The 18,414-nt window shown below is 66.8% G+C and carries 14 protein-coding genes; 5 read left to right on the top strand and 9 right to left on the bottom strand.

Features of this window, described 5'->3' with window-relative positions; translation table 11 throughout:
- Window positions 1–144: 144 nt before the first annotated feature.
- The 3 genes from UC35_RS21175 to UC35_RS21165 form a co-directional block, all read right to left on the bottom strand.
- Complete coding sequence (locus UC35_RS21175; RefSeq protein WP_265331334.1) at window positions 145–2,064, bottom strand: propionate--CoA ligase; 1,920 nt, start codon at window positions 2,062–2,064, stop codon at window positions 145–147.
- Window positions 2,065–2,127: 63 nt separating this feature from the next.
- Window positions 2,128–2,730 carry an isochorismatase family protein gene (locus UC35_RS21170; protein ID WP_061503233.1) on the bottom strand — a complete coding sequence of 201 codons (603 nt, stop codon included), beginning with the start codon at window positions 2,728–2,730 and terminating at the stop codon, window positions 2,128–2,130.
- 31 nt (window positions 2,731–2,761) lie between these two features.
- Window positions 2,762–3,820, bottom strand: coding sequence for a PQQ-dependent sugar dehydrogenase (locus UC35_RS21165; protein WP_227820579.1), 1,059 nt, complete (start codon window positions 3,818–3,820; stop codon window positions 2,762–2,764).
- A gap of 146 nt (window positions 3,821–3,966) precedes the next feature.
- Between UC35_RS21165 and UC35_RS21160 the strand changes: the two genes are divergently transcribed.
- Complete coding sequence (locus UC35_RS21160) at window positions 3,967–4,536, top strand: C40 family peptidase (RefSeq protein ID WP_061503230.1); 570 nt, start codon at window positions 3,967–3,969, stop codon at window positions 4,534–4,536.
- On the opposite strand, the gene lpdA is transcribed toward UC35_RS21160, so the two are convergent.
- The 4 genes from lpdA to aceE are packed head-to-tail and all read right to left on the bottom strand — an operon-like array spanning window position 4,533 to window position 11,373.
- The gene (gene lpdA, locus UC35_RS21155; protein WP_061503229.1) at window positions 4,533–6,308 is read right to left on the bottom strand and encodes a dihydrolipoyl dehydrogenase; all 1,776 of its coding nucleotides are present in this window, start codon (window positions 6,306–6,308) and stop codon (window positions 4,533–4,535) included. The genes UC35_RS21160 and lpdA overlap by 4 nt on opposite strands.
- A 13-nt stretch (window positions 6,309–6,321) precedes the next feature.
- A complete protein-coding gene (locus UC35_RS21150) occupies window positions 6,322–6,915 on the bottom strand; it encodes an MFS transporter (RefSeq protein WP_061503226.1) in 594 nt (197 codons plus the stop codon).
- 45 nt (window positions 6,916–6,960) lie between these two features.
- Window positions 6,961–8,637, bottom strand: a complete 1,677-nt coding sequence (aceF, locus tag UC35_RS21145; protein WP_061503224.1) for a dihydrolipoyllysine-residue acetyltransferase — start codon at window positions 8,635–8,637, stop codon at window positions 6,961–6,963.
- 30 nt (window positions 8,638–8,667) lie between these two features.
- Window positions 8,668–11,373: a pyruvate dehydrogenase (acetyl-transferring), homodimeric type gene (gene aceE, locus UC35_RS21140; protein ID WP_061503222.1), complete on the bottom strand. Its 2,706-nt coding sequence runs from the start codon at window positions 11,371–11,373 to the stop codon at window positions 8,668–8,670.
- A gap of 200 nt (window positions 11,374–11,573) precedes the next feature.
- Between aceE and UC35_RS21135 the strand changes: the two genes are divergently transcribed.
- Genes UC35_RS21135 through folD form a run of 3 tightly spaced genes read left to right on the top strand, consistent with a single transcriptional unit; the run spans window position 11,574 to window position 15,641 of the window.
- Window positions 11,574–14,108 (top strand): PAS domain S-box protein, encoded by a 2,535-nt coding sequence (locus UC35_RS21135; RefSeq protein WP_061503219.1) that lies wholly within the window; start codon window positions 11,574–11,576, stop codon window positions 14,106–14,108.
- Window positions 14,105–14,731 (top strand): response regulator transcription factor, encoded by a 627-nt coding sequence (locus UC35_RS21130; RefSeq protein ID WP_061503217.1) that lies wholly within the window; start codon window positions 14,105–14,107, stop codon window positions 14,729–14,731. Before UC35_RS21135 ends, UC35_RS21130 begins: the two co-directional genes overlap by 4 nt.
- Before the next feature lie 58 nt (window positions 14,732–14,789).
- Window positions 14,790–15,641: a bifunctional methylenetetrahydrofolate dehydrogenase/methenyltetrahydrofolate cyclohydrolase FolD gene (gene folD / locus UC35_RS21125; protein ID WP_061503215.1), complete on the top strand. Its 852-nt coding sequence runs from the start codon at window positions 14,790–14,792 to the stop codon at window positions 15,639–15,641.
- Window positions 15,642–15,678: 37 nt separating this feature from the next.
- On the opposite strand, the gene UC35_RS21120 is transcribed toward folD, so the two are convergent.
- Together UC35_RS21120 and UC35_RS21115 are read right to left on the bottom strand one after the other, a co-directional pair.
- Window positions 15,679–16,647, bottom strand: coding sequence for a pyridoxamine 5'-phosphate oxidase family protein (locus tag UC35_RS21120; RefSeq protein ID WP_061503213.1), 969 nt, complete (start codon window positions 16,645–16,647; stop codon window positions 15,679–15,681).
- Window positions 16,648–16,658: 11 nt separating this feature from the next.
- Window positions 16,659–17,315 carry a glutathione S-transferase family protein gene (locus tag UC35_RS21115; protein WP_061503984.1) on the bottom strand — a complete coding sequence of 219 codons (657 nt, stop codon included), beginning with the start codon at window positions 17,313–17,315 and terminating at the stop codon, window positions 16,659–16,661.
- A gap of 113 nt (window positions 17,316–17,428) precedes the next feature.
- Between UC35_RS21115 and UC35_RS21110 the strand changes: the two genes are divergently transcribed.
- The gene (locus tag UC35_RS21110) at window positions 17,429–18,409 is read left to right on the top strand and encodes a LysR family transcriptional regulator (RefSeq protein WP_082793421.1); all 981 of its coding nucleotides are present in this window, start codon (window positions 17,429–17,431) and stop codon (window positions 18,407–18,409) included.
- The last annotated feature ends 5 nt before the right edge of the window (window positions 18,410–18,414 follow it).

Below are 18,414 nucleotides of genomic sequence, written 5' to 3'. Positions count from 1 at the left end.
CCACGGCCGGCGGCCGTCTTCACGAACCCCCTCACCCCATCCCTCTCCCCCGCGGGGGAGAGGGGGCAGACCGTTTCCCACTCCCTCCCCCGCCGGGGGAGGGTTGGGGTGGGGTCGCTTCTTTGAACTGACCGAGCCGGTCAGCTATTTGCCGCCCACCAGTTCCTTGATCTGCTGCAACGTCGACGGATCCTCTATGGTCGTCAGGTCGCCCGGGTCGCGGCCTTCGGCGACGGCCTGGATCGCGCGGCGCAGGAGCTTGCCGCTGCGGGTCTTGGGCAGCAGGTTCACGAAGTGCACGCGCGCGGGACGCGCCACCGCGCCCAGTTGTTCATCGACGAGCTTCATGATCTCGCCTTCGAGCTTCATGCGGCCGGCGGCGTCTGCCAGGCCCGTGGTGTCGCGGGCCACGGCGAAGGCCATGGCGACCTGGCCCTTGAGCTGGTCCGCCACGCCCACCACCGCCACTTCGGCGACGTTCGGGTGGCTGGAGATGCTCTCCTCGATCTCGCGGGTGCCGAGTCGGTGGCCCGCCACGTTGATCACGTCGTCGGTGCGGCCCAGGATGTAGTAGTAACCGTCCTCGTCGCGGATGCCCCAGTCGAAGGTGCTGTAGAGCCTCTTGCCGGGAATGGTCTGCCAGTAGGTCTTGACGTAGCGTTCGTCGTCGCCCCACACCGTCTGCATGAAGCCCGGCGGCGTGGGACCTTCGATCACCACCACGCCCTTTTCGTTGGGGGCGCGCAGTTCCTCGCCGGTCGACTCATGCACCAGCTTCACGTCGTAGCCGTACATCGGCACCCCCGGACTGCCGAACTTGCTCGGCTTGCGCTCGACGCCGTTGGCGATGGTCAGGATGGGCCAGCCGCTTTCGGTCTGCCAGTAGTTGTCGATGATGGGAACGCCCAGCCCTTCGCTGATCCAGCGCGCCGTGGGCTCGTCCAGCGGCTCGCCCGCCAGGAACAACGCCTTGAGCGAGGACAGGTCGTATTTCCTGAGGAAGGCGGGGTCCTGCTTCTTGAGCACCCGCACCGCCGTCGGGGCGCTGAACATGCCGGTCACCTTGTACTTCTCGACCAGGCTCCACCAGATGCCGGCGTCGGGGCGGATCGGCAGCCCCTCGTACATGATGGTCGCCATGCCCGCGATCAGGGGGCCGTAAATGATGTAGCTGTGCCCGACGACCCAGCCGATGTCGCTGGTGGAGAAGTAGGTCTCCCCCGGCTCGCCGAGGAAGATGTGCTTCATGCTGGCCGCCAGCGCCACGGCATAGCCGCCGACGTCGCGCTGCACCCCCTTGGGCCGGCCGGTGGTGCCGCTGGTGTAGATGGTGTAGCTGATGTCCGTGGCGTCCAGCCATTCGCAAGGCACCTGCGCGCCGGCGTGCCGCGCCGTGGCCTCGGCCCAGTCATGGTCGCGCCCGGCCGCCCGCTCCATGGGCGCGAGCCCGCGGTCCATCATCAGCACCGACTGCGGCTTGTGGCTGGAGAGGCGGATCGCCTCGTCCAGCAGCGGCTTGTACGCCACCACCTTGCCACCGCGCGAGCCGGCATCGGCGCTGACGATGACCTTGGGGGTGGCATCCTCGATGCGCGAGGCCAGCGACACCGAGGCGAAGCCGCCGAACACCACCGAATGGATCGCTCCGATGCGCGCGCAGGCCAGCATCGCAAAGGCGGCCTCGGCGATCATGGGCATGTAGATCAGCACACGGTCGCCCCTGCCGACACCCAGGCTCTGCAGCGCCGCCGCCGCCTTCTGCACCTCTTCATGCAGCTGCCGGAAGCTGTAGGTGCGCTCGATGCCGGTTTCGCTGGAAACGTAGATCAGGGCCGGCTGGTCGGGGCGGTCCTTCAGGTGCCGGTCGACCGCGTTGTGGCACAGGTTGGTGGTACCGCCCGCGAACCAGCGCGTGAACGGCGGCCGGCTGTTGTCGCAGATCGCCTGCGGCGGGCTCTTCCAGTCGATCAGCCGGGCCTGCTCGGCCCAGAAGGCGTCCCGGTCCTCGATGGAGCGGCGATGGAAATCTGCGAATTTCACGGATGTCTCCTGGTGTCCAGTCACACAGCGGCGCGATTGTGGATGTCGCCCTTTGCCCGAACCTGACGCCGCGCCCCCTTTGTCTTTCTACTTGATCAGGCTCAACACCTCCTCGAACGCCGGATGGCCCGCGCTGCGCAGCCACTCGAAGGCCACCATCTCGGTCGTCACGAGCTCGCAGCCGGCGCCGGCCAGCCGGTCGAAGGCCGCGTCGCGGTTGCGCTCGGTGCGGGAGCTGCAGGCATCGGTCACCACCCAGACCTCGAACTCCTCGTCCAGCAGCTCGAGCGCGGTCTGCATGAGGCACACATGGGCCTCGCAGCCGGCGATGACCACGCTGCCGCGCTGTGCCGGCGCGGCAGCAGGCTTTTGCAGGTGCTTGGGCAGGCTGCGCGCGTTGCCGCCCTGGGGCCGGGCCGGCGGCCGTAGCAGCTCGACCAGGCCTTCGGCGCAGGCGCTGAAATGCATCTTGGCCAGCGTCTTGCGGCAAAGCGCGCGGACCTCGGGGTCATTGGGACCCAGTCCCTGCGGGTTCTCTTCGGTGCCCCAGACCGGAACGTCCAGCAGCTGGGCGCAGCGCCCCAGGCGCGCGGCATTGCGAAGCACCAGCTCGCCCTCGTGGATGGATGGCATGAGCCGGGCCTGGTAGTCCACCAGCACCAGCTGGCAATCGTCGACATCAAGAAGCATGGGTTGGTCGGTTCCTTTGATTTTCAGTGGATCATGGAGACGGCAGCACACGGATCAGGCTGCCCCTGGCCTCGTCGGTCACCAGGTAGAGCCAGCCGTCCGGTCCCTGTTTCACGTCGCGCACACGCTCGCCGACCTGCAGGGCCTTGCTCTCGCGCGTGACCTTGCCCTGCGCGAACTCGAGCCGTGCCAGGTAGCCGAACTTCAGCGACCCGACGAACAGATTGCCCTTCATGGCCGGACCGTAGCGGTCGCTGGTGACGAAGGCCATGCCGGAGGGCGCGATCGAGGGCACCCAGTAGTGCAGCGGCTGCTCCATGCCTTCCTTGGCGGTGAGGCCCTCGCCCACCGGGCCGCCGCCGTAGTTCTCGCCGTACGTGATGACCGGCCAGCCATAGTTGCGTCCCGGCAGGGCCACGTTGACCTCGTCGCCGCCCTGCGGACCGTGCTCGTGCATCCACAAGGTGCCGTCGGCCGCCAGCGCCGCGCCCTGCGAATTGCGATGACCGTAGCTCCAGATCTCGGGCAGGGCCCCCTCGCGCCCGATAAAGGGATTGCCTGGCGCCGGCGCGCCTTCCTTGGTGATGCGCACGATCTTGCCGATGTGGTTGTCCAGGCGCTGTGCCTGCTCCTTGCGCGAAAAGCGCTCCCCCAGGGTCAGGAACAGCAGGCCGTCGCGCGTTTCCACGATCCGGCAGCCGAAGTGCAGGCTGCTCGAGACCTTCGGCTTCTGGCTGAAGATCACCTTGAGGTCTTCCAGTTTGGAGGCGTCGGCAGACAGCCGGGCCCGGGCCAGCGCCGTGCCGTTGCCGGCAAATGCCGGCTCGGCGAAGCAGAAGTACAGGGTGCGGTTCGATGCGAACTGCGAGTCGAGCACCACGTCGAACAGGCCGGCCTGGCCGCCCGTGACCACCTCGGGCACCCCGCCCAACGGCGGTCCCAGCTTGCCGCCGGCATCGACCACCCGCATGCGGCCGGGGCGCTCGGTCACCAGGAAACGGCCGTCCGGCAGGAATGCCACGGACCAAGGACGCTCCAGGCCGGTCGCCACCGGCTCCCCCCGCAGCGCCTGAGCCTGTGCCGGCTGCATCAGAAGCGCAAGGCTGGCGAGCGCCAAAGCCAAGGCCGGGACGGCCTGCCTCATCCACGAAATGTGAAACTTTTGGTTAGAAATCATGGGCTTACGCGATAATCCTCACTTGACTTGTAAGCTCAGACACAGCTATCCTGCGCCGCATGAGGAAATGGCTGTGCTTCGCCCTGATCGCAGCCTGCACCAGCGTGCAGGCCGCGCCGCCGCCCACGGCGGACGACGACATGGGGCGCTTCATCGCCGAGTCCGCGCTGCTGACACAGTTCGATGAAGTCCGCACGCGCGTGGCCGACCGCACCTCCGAACTGGTGATGACGGCTATGGGATTCCTGGGCGTGCCGTACCGCCGCGGCGGCACCGATGAGGCCAAGGGCTTCGACTGCAGCGGTTTCGTGCGCTCCATGTACGAACGGACGGTCGGATTCGTGCTGCCGCGCCTGGCCCGCGACCAAGCGGCCGCGACGCAGCCGATCGACAAGAAGGATCTGCAACCCGGCGACCTGGTGTTCTTCAACACCATGAAGCGTGCGTTCAGCCATGTGGGCATCTATGTGGGCGAAGGCAAGTTCATCCATTCCCCCAAGCCCGGCGCGCAGGTGCGGGTCGAGGACATGGGCCAAGGATACTGGCAGCGCCGCTTCGACGGCGCCCGCCGTGTGCTGCATCTCGGGCCGGCTGAAGCTCAGCAGCAGCCCGCCAGGCCCCAGAACTAGGATTTCCGCTGCGGCGGCACGTCGGTGCAGGTGCCGTGGGCGATCTCCGCCGCCATGCCGATGCTCTCGCCCAGCGTCGGGTGCGGATGGATGGTCTTGCCGATATCGACTTCGTCGGCCCCCATCTCGATGGCCAGGGCGACCTCGCTGATGAGGTCTCCCGCATGCGTGCCCACGATGCCGCCGCCGACGATGCGGTGCGTCTGGGCATCGAACAGCAGCTTGGTGAAGCCCTCGTCGCGCGTATTGGCGATCGCCCGGCCGGAAGCGGTCCACGGAAAGTGGCCCTTCTTCAGTGCAATGCCCTGCGCCTTGGCCTGATCCTCGGTGAGCCCCACCCAGGCGATCTCGGGGTCGGTGTAGGCCACGCTCGGGATGACCCGGGCATTGAATGCGGACTTCTCGCCCGCGGCAGCCTCGGCCGCCACATGGGCCTCGTGCACCGCCTTGTGTGCCAGCATCGGCTGGCCGACGATGTCGCCGATCGCGAAGATGTGCGGCACATTGGTGCGCATCTGGATGTCCACCGGGACGAAACCGCGCTCGGTGACCTTGACGCCGGCCTTGTCGGCCCCGATCTTCAGGCCGTTCGGACTGCGGCCCACGGCCTCCAGCACCAGGTCGTACAGTTGCGGCTCCTTGGGCGCCTGCTCGCCTTCGAAGCGCACCAGGATGCCCTCTTTGGTCGCCTCGGCTCCGACCGTCTTGGTCTTGAGCATGATGTTGTCGAAGCGCGGCGCGTTCATCTTCTGCCAGACCCGCACAAGGTCGCGGTCCGCGCCCAGCATCAGCCCGTCCAGCATTTCCACCACGTCCAGGCGCGTGCCCAGCGTGGAGTACACCGTGCCCATCTCCAGGCCGATGATGCCGCCGCCGAGTACCAGCATGCGCTTGGGCACGCTGGCCAGGTCGAGCGCGCCGGTGGAGTCGACCACCCGGGCGTCCTTGGGCATGAACGGCAGCCGCACCGACTGCGATCCCGCGGCAATGATGCAGTGGCGAAAGCGAATGGTCTGCTTCTTGCCCGTTTGCTCCCGGCCGCTGCCGGCAGTTTCCTCGACCTCGAGGTGGTGCGGGTCCAGGAAGGCGCCGCTGCCGCGCACCACCGTCACCTTGCGCATCTTGGCCATTGCCGCGAGGCCGCCGGTGAGCTTGCCGGTGACCTTGGACTTGTGCGCCCGCAGCTTCTCAAGGTCGATCGCCGGCTTTCCGTAGCTGATGCCCAAGGCCTCGAAATGGCTCACTTCGTCCATGACCGCGGCCACGTGCAGCAGCGCCTTGGACGGGATGCAGCCCACGTTCAGGCAGACCCCGCCCAGCGTGGCGTAGCGCTCCACCAGCACGGTCTTCATGCCCAGGTCGGCGGCGCGGAAGGCCGCGGAATAGCCGCCGGGACCTGCGCCGAGCACGAGCATGTCGCATTCGAAGTCCACCGCGCCCGAGTAACTCCCTCCCCCTCCGGGGGAGGGCTGGGGTGGGGGCGCCGCGGGTGAGGGGGCGGGCGGCGTTGCCGCAGGAGGGGAAGAAGTGGCAGCGGCAGCCTCCACCACCGCCAGTACCGACCCCTCCGAAACGGTGTCCCCCAGCTTGACCTTCAGCTCCTTCACCACGCCGGCCTGGCTCGATGGAATCTCCATCGATGCCTTGTCGCTTTCGACGGTGACCAGGGACTGGTCCACGTTCACCGAGTCGCCGGGCTTGACCAGCAGTTCGATCACCGCGACATCCTTGAAGTCGCCGATGTCGGGTACCTTGACCTCCACCAGGCTCATCGAGTGGCCTCCCTCATTTCTTGGCTTCCTTCATCTTCAGGGTGAATATGTCCGCGGGCGCCGCGGAATTGCGGTCGAATTCACAGCCCGCCGCGATGCCCGCCTCCGCGACCTCGCGCGCCGTCTTGGCCCGGTTGTAGGCCGCATGCATGGCGCCCAGCGCGAAACTGCGTCCGGAGCCTATGCCCCAGAACTCCTTGAACTCGAACACCTCGCGGTAGCTGTACAGGCCATAGATGCCGCTGGCGTTGGCAATCACGACGCTGAACTGGCTGGATTCATAGGGGTCGCTGTCCTCCTCCTTGGTCTGAAGGAAGAAGTTGTCCTTCAGGTAAGGATGCAGCTTGGTGAAGGTGTCGAAGACATCGTCCTTGCTGCCGAGCTTGAGGATCTCGCTCGGCATCGATCCGATGGCCTTGCGCAGCACCGGAAAGTGAGCCACCGTCCCCGCCATGCCGAGGTAGGTCGGGCCGCAATCGGTATCGACCTTGAAGATCTTGGTGTTGTCTTCGAACCGGTTGGCCAGCCTCGTGTCGCCGAAGGTCACCAGGGTGTCGGCCGCGATGGCAATCTGCCCGTTCTTTCGCACCACCACAACGGTTGTCATTGTTCTTATGGCTCCATCGCCGCAAGCTGGAACACGGCGCGTTCCTCAGAGCATGGTGCGGCGGAAGTCCGACAATATAGCGCCGAGGTAACTGTTGAACCTGGCGGCCGAGGCACCGTCGATCACCCGGTGGTCCCAGGAGAGCGACAGCGGCAGCATCAGCCGCGGCTGGAATTGCTTGCCGTCCCACACCGGTTCGGTGGTACTGCGGCACACCCCCAGGATCGCCACTTCGGGCGCATTGATGATGGGCGTGAAGTAGCGCCCGCCGATGCCGCCCAAGGATGAGATGGTGAAGGTCGCCCCGGACATGTCCGCCGGACTGAGCTTGCCGTCGCGCGCCTTCTTGGCCAGCTCTGCCATTTCCTGGCTGATGGCAAGAATCCCCTTCTTGTCCGCGTCCTTGATGACCGGCACCACCAGCCCATTGGGGGTGTCCGCGGCGAAGCCGATGTGCCAGTAGTTCTTGAGGATGAGCTGTTCGCCATCAAGCGAGGAGTTGAACTCGGGGAATTTCTTGAGGGTTGCGACGCAGGCCTTGATCAGGAAGGCGAGCATGGTGACCTTGGTGCCGCTCTTCTCGTTCTCCTTGTTCAACTGGACCCGGAAGGCTTCGAGTTCCGTGATGTCGGCATCGTCGTGGTTGCAGACGTGCGGGATCATCACCCAATTGCGGTGCAGGTTCGCGCCGCTGATCTTCTTGATGCGCGAGAGGTCCTTGCGTTCGGTCGGCCCGAACTTCTCGAAGTCGACCTTGGGCCAGGGCAGCAGGCCGAGCGCTTCGCCGCCACCCGCGCCGCCGCCGCGGGCCGCCGCCCCCGCCTTGGTGGCGGCTTCGCCCTTCATCACCGCCTTGGTGAAGCTCTGGACATCTTCCTGCGTGATCCGGCCCTTGGGTCCGGTGCCCTTCACCTCCTCCAGCGGCACACCCAGTTCGCGGGCGAACTTGCGCACCGAAGGCGAGGCGTGCGGCAGCTGGCCGCTCGGCGCGGCGGGCTCATGCGGCGGCAGGGCCGCGGTCGGAAGGCTCCGCTTGCCCTCTCCCGCCGGGGAGGGAGCGGGACCGGGAGCGGGAGCAGCCACCGGAGCCTGGGCAGCGGGTGGGGATGAGGGGGAAGCACCCGCCGCGCCCTCCACCACCGCAATCAGGTCGCCGATATTGACCTTGTCGCCCAGCTTGACCTTGAGTTCCTTGAGCACGCCGGCCGCCGAGGAAGGAATCTCCATCGAGGCCTTGTCCGACTCCACCGTGATCAGCGACTGCTCGTTCTTGACCGCGTCGCCGGGCTTGATCAACACCTCGATGACGGCGACATCCTTGAAGTCGCCGATGTCGGGGACGCGGACTTCGATGGGGCCACCCTCACCCCTGCCCTCTCCCGCCGTGGCGGGAGAGGGAGAAGGCACAGACGCGGGTTCAGGGAGGGTTGCTCCCTCTCCCCGCTGGGGAGAGGGTTGGGGTGAGGGGCTCGCTGCCGCGACGTCCGCTGCCTCCATCACCGCGATCACGCTGCCTTCCGACACCTTGTCGCCCAGCTTGACGCGCATCTCCTTGATGACGCCGCCCTGGCTCGAAGGAATCTCCATCGAGGCCTTGTCCGATTCGACCGTGACGAGCGACTGCTCCGGCTTGACGGTGTCGCCCGGCTTTACCAGCAGCTCGATGACGGCGACTTCCGCGAAGTCCCCGATGTCGGGGACCTTGATCTCAACCAGCGCCATGTTCTTGTTCTCCGGTTGTCCTGCGGGCCGTCAGGCGAACAGGGGGTTGATCTTGTCCGTCTTGATGCCGTACCGGGCGATGGCTTCGGCGACCTTGGCCGCGGGCACCGTGCCTTCCTCACTCAGGGCCTTGAGCGACGCGACCACGATGTAGTGGCGGTTCACCTCGAAGTGCTCGCGCAGCCGGCTGCGGAAATCGCTGCGGCCGAAGCCGTCCGTTCCCAGCACCCGGTAGGCGCGGCCCTTGGGGATGAACGGCCGGATCTGCTCGGCATAGGCCTTGACGTAATCGGTCGAGGCCACCACCGGGCCGGTGTGCTTTTCGAGCTGGCTGGCGACGAAGGACACGCGCGGCGTGTCGGTCGGGTGCAGCAGGTTCCAGCGTTCGGCATCCTGGCCGTCGCGCGCCAGTTCGTTGAAGCTGGGGCAGCTCCACACGTTGGCCGCGACGCCCCAGTCCTTCTCCAGCAGGTCCTGCGCCGCCAGCGATTCGCGCAGGATCGTGCCGCTGCCCAGGAGCTGCACTCGCGGGGTGAGCTTCGGGCCGGGCTTGCACAGGTACATGCCCTTGATGATCTGCTCCTCGGTGCCTGCCTCCAGGCCCGGCATCGGATAGTTCTCGTTGAGCAGCGTGAGGTAGTAGAAGACGTTGTCCTGCTTTTCCACCATGCGCTTGAGGCCGTGCTGCATGATCACCGCCACCTCGTGCGCGAAGGTGGGGTCGTAGCTCACGCAATTGGGCACCGTCTGCGCCAGGATGTGGCTGTGGCCGTCCTCGTGCTGCAGGCCTTCGCCATTCAGCGTGGTGCGGCCCGAGGTGCCGCCGAGCAGGAAACCGCGCGCCTGCATGTCGCCCGCGGCCCACACCAGGTCGCCCACGCGCTGCAGCCCGAACATCGAGTAGTAGATGTAGAACGGCACCATGATGCGGTTGCTGGTGCTGTAGCTGGTGGCCGCCGCGATCCAGCTGGACATGCCGCCGGCCTCGTTGATGCCTTCCTGCAGGATCTGCCCGGACACGTCTTCCTTGTAGTAGGAGACCTGGTCGCGGTCCTGCGGCGTGTACTTCTGCCCTTCCGGGTTGTAGATGCCGATCTGGCGGAACAGGCCTTCCATGCCGAAGGTGCGCGCCTCGTCCACCAGGATGGGCACCACGCGCGGACCGAGCTCCTTGTCACGCAGCAGCTGCGTGAGGAAGCGCACGTAGGCCTGCGTGGTGGAGATCTCGCGCCCTTCCGCGGTCGCGTCCGTCACGGACTTGAAGGCGTCCAGGTCCGGTACCTTCAGCTGCTCGTCGGCCTTGACCCGGCGCTTGGGCAGGTAGCCGCCGAGGGCCTTGCGCCGCTCGTGCAGGTACTGCATCTCGGGCGTGTGCTCTTCGGGCTTGTAGAACGGCACCTCCGCCAGCTTCTCGTCCGGGATCGGGATGTTGAAGCGGTCGCGGAAGGTGCGGATGTCGTCGTCCGACAGCTTCTTGGCCTGGTGGGCGATGTTCCGGCCCTCGCCTGCCTTGCCCATGCCGAAGCCCTTCACGGTCTTGATCAGCAGCACGGTGGGCTGGCCCTTGTGGTTCACGGCCTTGTGGTAGGCCGCATAGACCTTCTGCGGGTCATGGCCACCGCGCTGCAGGCGCCAGATGTCCTCGTCGCTCATCTTGGCGACCATTTCGAGCGCCTTCGGATGCTGCCCGAAGAAATGCTTGCGGACGAAGGCGCCGTCGTTGGCCTTCATGGCCTGGTAGTCGCCGTCGAGCGTTTCCATCATGATCTTGCGCAGGATGCCGTCCTTGTCGCGCGCCAGCAGCGGGTCCCAGTAGCTGCCCCAGACCAGCTTGATCACGTTCCAACCGGCGCCGCGGAACTCGCCTTCCAACTCCTGGATGATCTTGCCGTTGCCGCGCACCGGGCCGTCGAGGCGCTGCAGGTTGCAGTTGATCACGAAGATCAGGTTGTCCAGCTTCTCGCGGGCGGCGACGCCGATCGCGCCCAGCGACTCGACTTCGTCCATCTCACCGTCACCGCAGAACACCCAGACCTTGCGGTTCTCGGTGTTGGCGATGCCACGCGCGTGCAGGTACTTGAGGAAACGCGCCTGGTAGATCCCCATCAGCGGCCCCAGGCCCATCGACACCGTGGGGAACTGCCAGAACTCCGGCATGAGCTTGGGGTGCGGGTAGCTGGACAGCCCCTTGCCTTCGACTTCCTGGCGGAAGTTCAGCAGTTGCTCCTCGCTGATCCGGCCTTCCAGGAAGGCGCGCGCATAGATGCCGGGCGAGCTGTGGCCCTGGATGTAGAGGCAGTCGCCGCCGTGGTTCTCGTTCTCGGCGTGCCAGAAGTGGTTGAAGCCCGCGCCGAACATGGTGGCGAGCGACGCAAACGAGCTGATGTGCCCGCCAAGGTCGCCCCCGTCCTCCGGATGCAGGCGATTGGCCTTGACCACCATGGCCATGGCGTTCCAGCGCATGTAGGCGCGCAGCCGCTCCTCCACTTCGAGGTTGCCGGGGCAGCGCTCCTCGTCCTCGGGCTCGATCGTGTTGAGGTAGGCGGTGGTGGCCGAGAAAGGCATGTCGATGCCCTCCTGCCGGGCCTGCTCCAGCAGCTGCTCCAGCAGGAAGTGGCCGCGATCGCGGCCCTCGGTCTGGATCACCGCGGAGAAGGCATCGATCCACTCGCGCGTTTCCTGCGCATCGGCGTCGTTGGCGGCCGATCCGAACAGGTTATCGGGCTGGGCTGACATGGGCTTGTCTCCTGGAACGACTTCGCGTCAAGTTAATTTAGTACGGCGCTGGACTGCGTGCGGTCAGTGTCTCATAGTTCGTGTCACATTTCAAATAATGCTACGCGTTTTTGTAATGTGATATCGAGAAGCCCTGCCGTGCGCCCTTCCGCCGGCGCCCGGCCGGGGTTGCGGCCCCGAGGGCCTACACTCGGACGTCGATGCAAGATTCCGTCCTCAGCTCCGAAATCCACGATCCGGCCGCGCCTGCACACTACTGGCAACGCTGGTGGAAGGGCCAGACCCCCGGCCGCCAGGACCGGTTCGCCATGCTGGCTCCGCTGGTCGCGGTGCTGCTTTTCCTCGCCGCCATCGTTTCGGCCTTCGGCTACCTGCGGCTGGAAGAAATGGACCGTGAGCAGGAGGCTGTCAAGCGCGACATCGAATACGCGCAGCAGCGCGTGCGCCTGCGCCTGCTGGAGCGGCAAGAGCAGCTGATGCGCATCGCCCGCGACGTCTCCAACAAGGACGTCGACCCCGAGGAGTTCATGGGCCGGGCGGAATCCATGGTGGTCCAGTACGCCGAGCTGCAGGCCGTGAGCTGGATTGATGAAAAGCGGCGGATCATCGCCAGCTACGCCGCGCCCAGCGTCTCGAACCACCAGTTGCGCGTGGCGGGCGAGGTGCTGCGCCCCGGCGAAACCGAGACCATGTTCGGCCTGGTGCGCGACCTGCAGCAGCCGGTGTACGCGCAGCCGGTGGCCAGCTCCGATGCCAACGGGTTGCTGCAACTGCACATCCCGCTGGCCAACCAGGGGCGTTTCGGCGGCGTCATCCTCGCCGAGTACTCGATCGACGGGCTGCTGCGCCACGGCGTGCCCGCCGAAGTGTCGGCCAAGTACGCGGTGGCCTTGCTGGACGGCAAGGGCCGCGTGCTCGCGGGAACCTCGGTGCCTGCCCGCAACGCGGCCACGCACCTCCTGCCCTGGGCGGCGCAGAACAACGAATACGAAGTTCCGGTCTCGCCGGTGGGCAACGGCCTCCTGATTCGCGGACAGGCCTACCGGACCTCGCTCGGCGTGATCGGCAGCGGCCTGTTCTGGCTGGTCGGCGTGCTGTCGGCCATGACGGCCTGGATGCTGATCGGCAACTGGCGGCACACGCGACGCCGCATGCAGGCGCAGCTGGCGCTGATCGCCGAGACCAACTTCCGCCGGGCGATGGAGAACTCCATGCTGACCGGCATGCGCGCGCTGGACATGCAGGGCCGGATCACCTACGTGAACGCGGCCTTCTGCCAGATGACCGGCTGGAGCGAGGCCGAACTGGTCGGCCGCACCCCGCCCTTCCCCTATTGGCCCGAGGAAGACCGCGAGCTGCTGGCGGCACGGCTGGACGACGAGATCCACGGCCGCGCCGCGCCCAGTGGCATCCAGGTGCGCGTCAAGCGCAAGGAAGGCTCGCTGTTCGACGCCCGGCTGTACGTGTCGCCGCTGATCGACGCCAAGGGCCACCAGGCCGGCTGGATGACCTCGATGACCGACATCACCGAGCCGAACCGCATCCGCGAGCAGCTTTCCGCCTCGTACGAGCGCTTCACCACCGTGCTCGAGGCCCTCGACGCCTCGGTGTCGGTGGCGCCCCTGGGCAGCGAGGAACTGCTGTTCGCCAACAAGCTGTACCGGCAATGGTTCGGAGTGCAGACCGTGGGCCACCTGCAGATGGTCGCCCAGGCCGGCGTGCCCGAGCACCCGCGCAGCGACGAATCGCTGGACGACGTGGATTCGTTCGTCGGCCTGCCCACCGGGGCCCTGACCACCGCCCGCTCCGAGAATGCGGAAATCTACGTGCCCGAGCTGGGCAAGTGGCTGGAAGTGCGCTCGCGTTACCTCAATTGGGTGGACGGGCGCCTCGCCCAGATGGTGATCGCCACCGACATCACGCAGCGGCGCCATGCCGAGGAGCAGTCCGCCGCCCAGGCTGAGCGCGCCCAGGCCGCCAGCCGCCTGGTCACCATGGGTGAGATGGCCTCCAGCGTGGCGCACGAGCTGAACCAGCCGCTCACCGCCATCAACAACTACTGCCACGGCCTGGTGTCGCGCATCAAGCGCAAGCAGATCAGCGACGAGGACCTGCTGGCGGCGCTGGAGAAGACCGCGCGCCAGGCCCAGCGCGCGGGCCAGATCATCCAGCGCATCCGCTCCTTCGTGAAGCGCAGCGAGCCGAACCGCACACTCGCCGACATCGCCCAGATGGTGAACGAGGCGGTCGAACTGGCCGAGATCGAGCTGCGCCGCCGCAACGTCCGGCTCACGCACTACGTGGCCGCGCGCCTGCCCCAGGTGATGGTGGACCCGATCCTGATCGAGCAGGTCTTGGTGAACCTGCTGAAGAACGCAGCGGAGTCGATCGACAACGCGCGGCGGCCGGCGGCCCGCCGGGGCGTGGAATTGCGCGTCATCCCGCAGCAGGTCGACGAGCAGCAGGTGATCGAATTCTCTGTGACCGACACCGGCCAGGGCCTTTCGCCGGAAGTGATGGAACGGCTCTACGAGGCCTTCTTTTCGACCAAGGTCGAAGGCATGGGCATCGGCCTGAATCTATGCCGCACCATCGTTGAATCGCACCAGGGGCGGATGCAGGCTGAGAACATCTACAATGGCGCCGACGTTGCCGGCTGCCGTTTCTCCTTTTGGGTTCCGGTCTCCGGCGCTACCAACAACATAGCGAAGAAGGACGCCGGAGTCGCGGTATGAGCTTGATTCCCAAAAAAGGCACGGTCTATGTGGTGGACGACGACGAGGCCGTGCGCGACTCGCTGCAATGGCTGCTCGAAGGCAAGGACTATCGCGTCCGCTGCTTCGACTCCGCCGAATCCTTCCTTTCCCGCTACGACCCGCGCGAGGTCGCCTGCCTGATCGTCGACATCCGCATGGGCGGCATGACCGGCCTGGAACTGCAGGACCGCCTGATCGAGCGCAAGTCGCCGCTGCCCATCGTCTTCATCACCGGCCACGGCGACGTGCCCATGGCGGTGAACACCATGAAGAAGGGCGCCATGGATTTCATCCAGAAGCCCTTCAAGGAAGACGAGCTGGTCAGCCTGGTCGAGCGCATGCTGGAGCACGCCAAGGGCGCCTTTGCCGAATACCAGAGCGCCGCCAGCCGCGACGCCCTGCTGTCCAAGCTCACGAGCCGCGAGGCCCAGGTGCTCGAGCGCATCGTCGCCGGGCGCCTGAACAAGCAGATCGCCGACGACCTGGGCATCAGCATCAAGACGGTGGAGGCGCACCGTGCCAACATCATGGAAAAGCTGAATGCCAACACCGTGGCCGACCTGCTGAAGATCGCCCTCGGGCAGAACGCCTCCAAGACCTGAAACCGCGGCCCCGGCCGCGCCTGTGGCCCGGCGTGCTGGTCCGGGCGAAGAGAACCGCATGACCGCCCAACTCATCGACGGCAACGCGCTGGCCCGGCAGATCCGCGCCGAAGTGGCAGGCCGCACCGAAGGCCTGAAGGCCCGCGGCGTCCAGCCGCAGCTGTCCATCATCCTGGTGGGCGAAGACCCGGCCAGCCAGGTCTACACCCGGCACAAGGTCAACGACAGCACCGAAACTGGCCTGTCGGCCACGCTGGAAACCTATCCGGCCAGCCTGTCCGAGGAGGACCTGCTCGCGCGCGTCCGGGCGCTCAACGCCGACCCCAAGGTCCACGGCATCCTGGTGCAGCTGCCCCTGCCCAAGCACATGGATTCGCAAAAGGTCATCGAGACCATCTCGCCGACCAAGGACGTGGATGGTTTCCACGTCGCCAGCGCCGGGGCGCTGATGGTGGGCCGGCCCGGGTTCTGGCCCTGCACGCCCTATGGCTGCATGAAGATGCTCGAGTCGATCGGCTACGAGCTGCGCGGCAAGCACGCGGTCGTCATCGGCCGCAGCAACATCGTCGGCAAGCCCATGGCCATGATGCTGCTGGGAAAGAATGCCACCGTGACCATGTGCCACAGCGCCACCCGCGACCTCAAGGCGCTCACCCTGCAGGCCGACGTGGTCGTGGCCGCCGTCGGCAAGCGCAACGTGCTGACGGCCGACATGGTCAAGCCCGGCGCGGTGGTGATCGACGTGGGCATGAACCGCAACGACGAAGGCAAGCTCTGTGGCGACGTCGATTTCGAGGGCGTCAAGCAGGTTGCCGGTTGGATCACGCCCGTGCCCGGCGGGGTCGGGCCGATGACGCGGGCGATGCTTCTGGTCAACACCCTCGAGGCGGCCGAGCGGGCGAGCCCCTGAAAGTCCAGCTCGCACGTCGCTCGCGCCGCCGGGCGGGCTACCAGGTGCCGGTACCCTCCAGCGCTCGCGACTGCTCCACCAGGTCCCAGCGCCACGGCAGCACCGCCGGCCTGAACAGCGCCTCGTCGACATCCAGCGTCACCAGGCGCTGAGCGCCCGCGAAGGCCCGTACCTGCGGGCCTTCCCACATGACCTCGGCACGGCCTGCGATGTGGAGCAGCCCACCGGTCGTGAAGTCGGGCACCACCAGCCCGGCCTGCGGCTGCGCCAGGAGATTCCCCAGCGTATTGAAGAACGAGTTGCCGGTGAAGTCTGGCCAGGTCAGTGAGCGCCCGTCGTCGCTCACGCGGACGAAGCCTGGCCGCCCGCCGCGATGCGACACGTCGCTGCCACCGTTGGGGCCCTCCCCGGCCGCGTGAGTCGCGATGAAGAACGTGTCGGCCGCGTTCACCAGTGCGCGCATGCCGGCGTCGAGTTGCCGACCCCGGCGCGTGGCGGCAGGCGCTTGCCGCGGCCAGGCCGGCGGCAGCAATTCGCGCGTCTGGATGTACTTCGGGCAGTTTCCGAAACTTTGCAGCACGGCCAGCGAGAACCCCTTGTCCGTGCGCACGGTCACATGGCCATTGGCGCGGTTGCGCCGGCGTGTCGGCAGTTCGATGCCCAGCAGGCCGAGCGATGCCCCCACGTTCAACAGGTCCGCGAGCGGGTCATCGGCCGGGGGCAGGGCATCCACCTGCAAGGTGGCTTCGTCAGGCGCAAACACAAAGCCGGGGGTCTCGCGCGCCAACAGTGTCGCCCACGGCTGGCTCTGTGCATCGACCGCACCCAGCGCCACGAAATGCAGCAGGGGAAAGAAATCACGATGCTGCTGCGGCATCGCGCCGCGCATCGCGCGATGGCCGATTTCGGCCATGCGTTCGGCGACGCCGGTCCTGGCCTGTGCCGCGCGTTCACCGGCATGGAAAGGCGCGACGCCCGGGTGCGGCCAACCGGAAAGTTGCGACATGGAGGGCGCCCTCACGCGACCGCGCGCAGGCCGACGGCGCTGGCCCGCATCGGCACGAACCCCGGCAGTGCCTCGATGCGGCCCAGCCACGCGCACAGTGCAGGGTAAGGCTCGAGCGGCACGTTGCCTTCCGGTGCATGCGCCGTGTAGCTGTAGAGCGCCACGTCGGCGATCGTCGGGTCGCTGCCTATGAGGAAGGGGCGCCGATCGCCGAATGTCTCTTCCACGACGGCAAACAGGGCCTTCGCGCCGGCGATTTCGACGCTGCCATCGCCCGGCAGCTCGAACACCCTGAGCACGCGCGCCCGCGCCGCCGTGGAGGCCAGTTGCCCGGCGGCAACTGACAGCCAGCGCTGGACCTGCGCCGCGCCCAAGGGCTCGCGCGGCAACCAGTGAGGCGCACCGTACTTCAGCGCCAGGTAGGTGAGGATGGCGTTCGAGTCGGGCACCACGGTGCCCGCGTCGTCGATCACCGGCACCTGCCCGAAGACGTTGAGCGCCAGGAATTCCGGGCGCTTCTGTGCCTTGGCGCGCAAGTCGATGTCGATGCTTTCGTACGGCAGTCGCAGCAGGTTGAGGAACAGCTCTGCGCGGTGGGAGTGGCCCGATAGGTCGTAGCGGTAAAGCTTGATGGGGCGCGCGGGCTGCGCTGTGGATGGTGTGGCCATGTGCATCTCCTGTGGCGGTCGCTGTGTCCGGCCGATTCTTGACGGCAAGATCGTCGCAATAAATACGTCCCGGCGGATTTGACTGCTCCGATTGCCGGAGCAATCATGTGCCGATGGACAAGTTCAGGGCACTCGAAACCTTCGTGGCCATCGTCGACAAGGGCAGCCTCACTGCGGCGGCAGACGCCATGGATTCCTCGCTTCCTGCCGTGGTGCGGCAGCTCGCCGCGCTGGAAGCCCAGGTCGGCGTGAGGCTGCTCAACCGCACCACGCGGCGCCTGTCGCTTACCGAAGACGGGCGGCTGTACCTGGAGCGTGTGCGCCGCATCCTGGCCGACATGGATGAGGCCGACCGTTCGCTGCTGGCGAGCAGTACCCAGGTGGACGAACCCAGCGGCACGGTGAGCGTGACCGCCCCGGTGCTGTTCGGCCACATGCACGTCGCGCCGGCGGTGGCGCGCTTCCTCCAGCGTTACCCGAAGATGCGGGTGAATCTCGCGCTGTTCGATCGCGTGGTCGATATCGTGCACGAGGGCCACGACCTCGCGGTGCGCATTGCCCACCTCGCCGATTCGAGCCTGGTGGCGCAGCCGGTCGGGAAGATCGGCCTCGTGGTGGCAGCCAGTCCCGACTGGCTCCGCCGCCACGGCGTGCCACGGCACCCGCGCGAACTGGCCAAGGTCAACTGCATCATCGGCGCGGACGGCCGGCAGTGGAACTTCGCCGATGAAGATGGCAAACCGTTCTCGGTGCCGGTGCAAGGCAACTTCGAGTGCAACCTGGGCGCGCCACGCCTCGAAGCCTGCGCCGCGGGGCTGGGGCCGAGCCGCTTCCAGTCCTACCAGGTCGTACAGCATGTGCGCGACCAGCGGCTGCGTGTGGTGCTGCAGCGCTTCCAGGAGCCTGCCCGCAACGTGAGCATCGTCTACCCGAGCGCGCGCCTGTTACCGCTGCGCACGCGCGTTTTCATCGAGTGGTTGAAGAGTGAATTGCAGGCGACGCTGACGCAGCAGCCGCAGCCGCCGCAGCCGCCGCAGCCGCCGCAGCAGAATTCCCTCGCTGGCCACAAGCTTCGTGCAGGTGCCGCACAATGACCGAC

It is taken from the genome of Ramlibacter tataouinensis (genome assembly GCF_001580455.1).
Taxonomy (GTDB): domain Bacteria; phylum Pseudomonadota; class Gammaproteobacteria; order Burkholderiales; family Burkholderiaceae_C; genus Ramlibacter; species Ramlibacter tataouinensis_B.
Note: the sequence above shows the minus strand (reverse complement) of the source record. Positions and strands in the feature narration are given on the sequence as shown.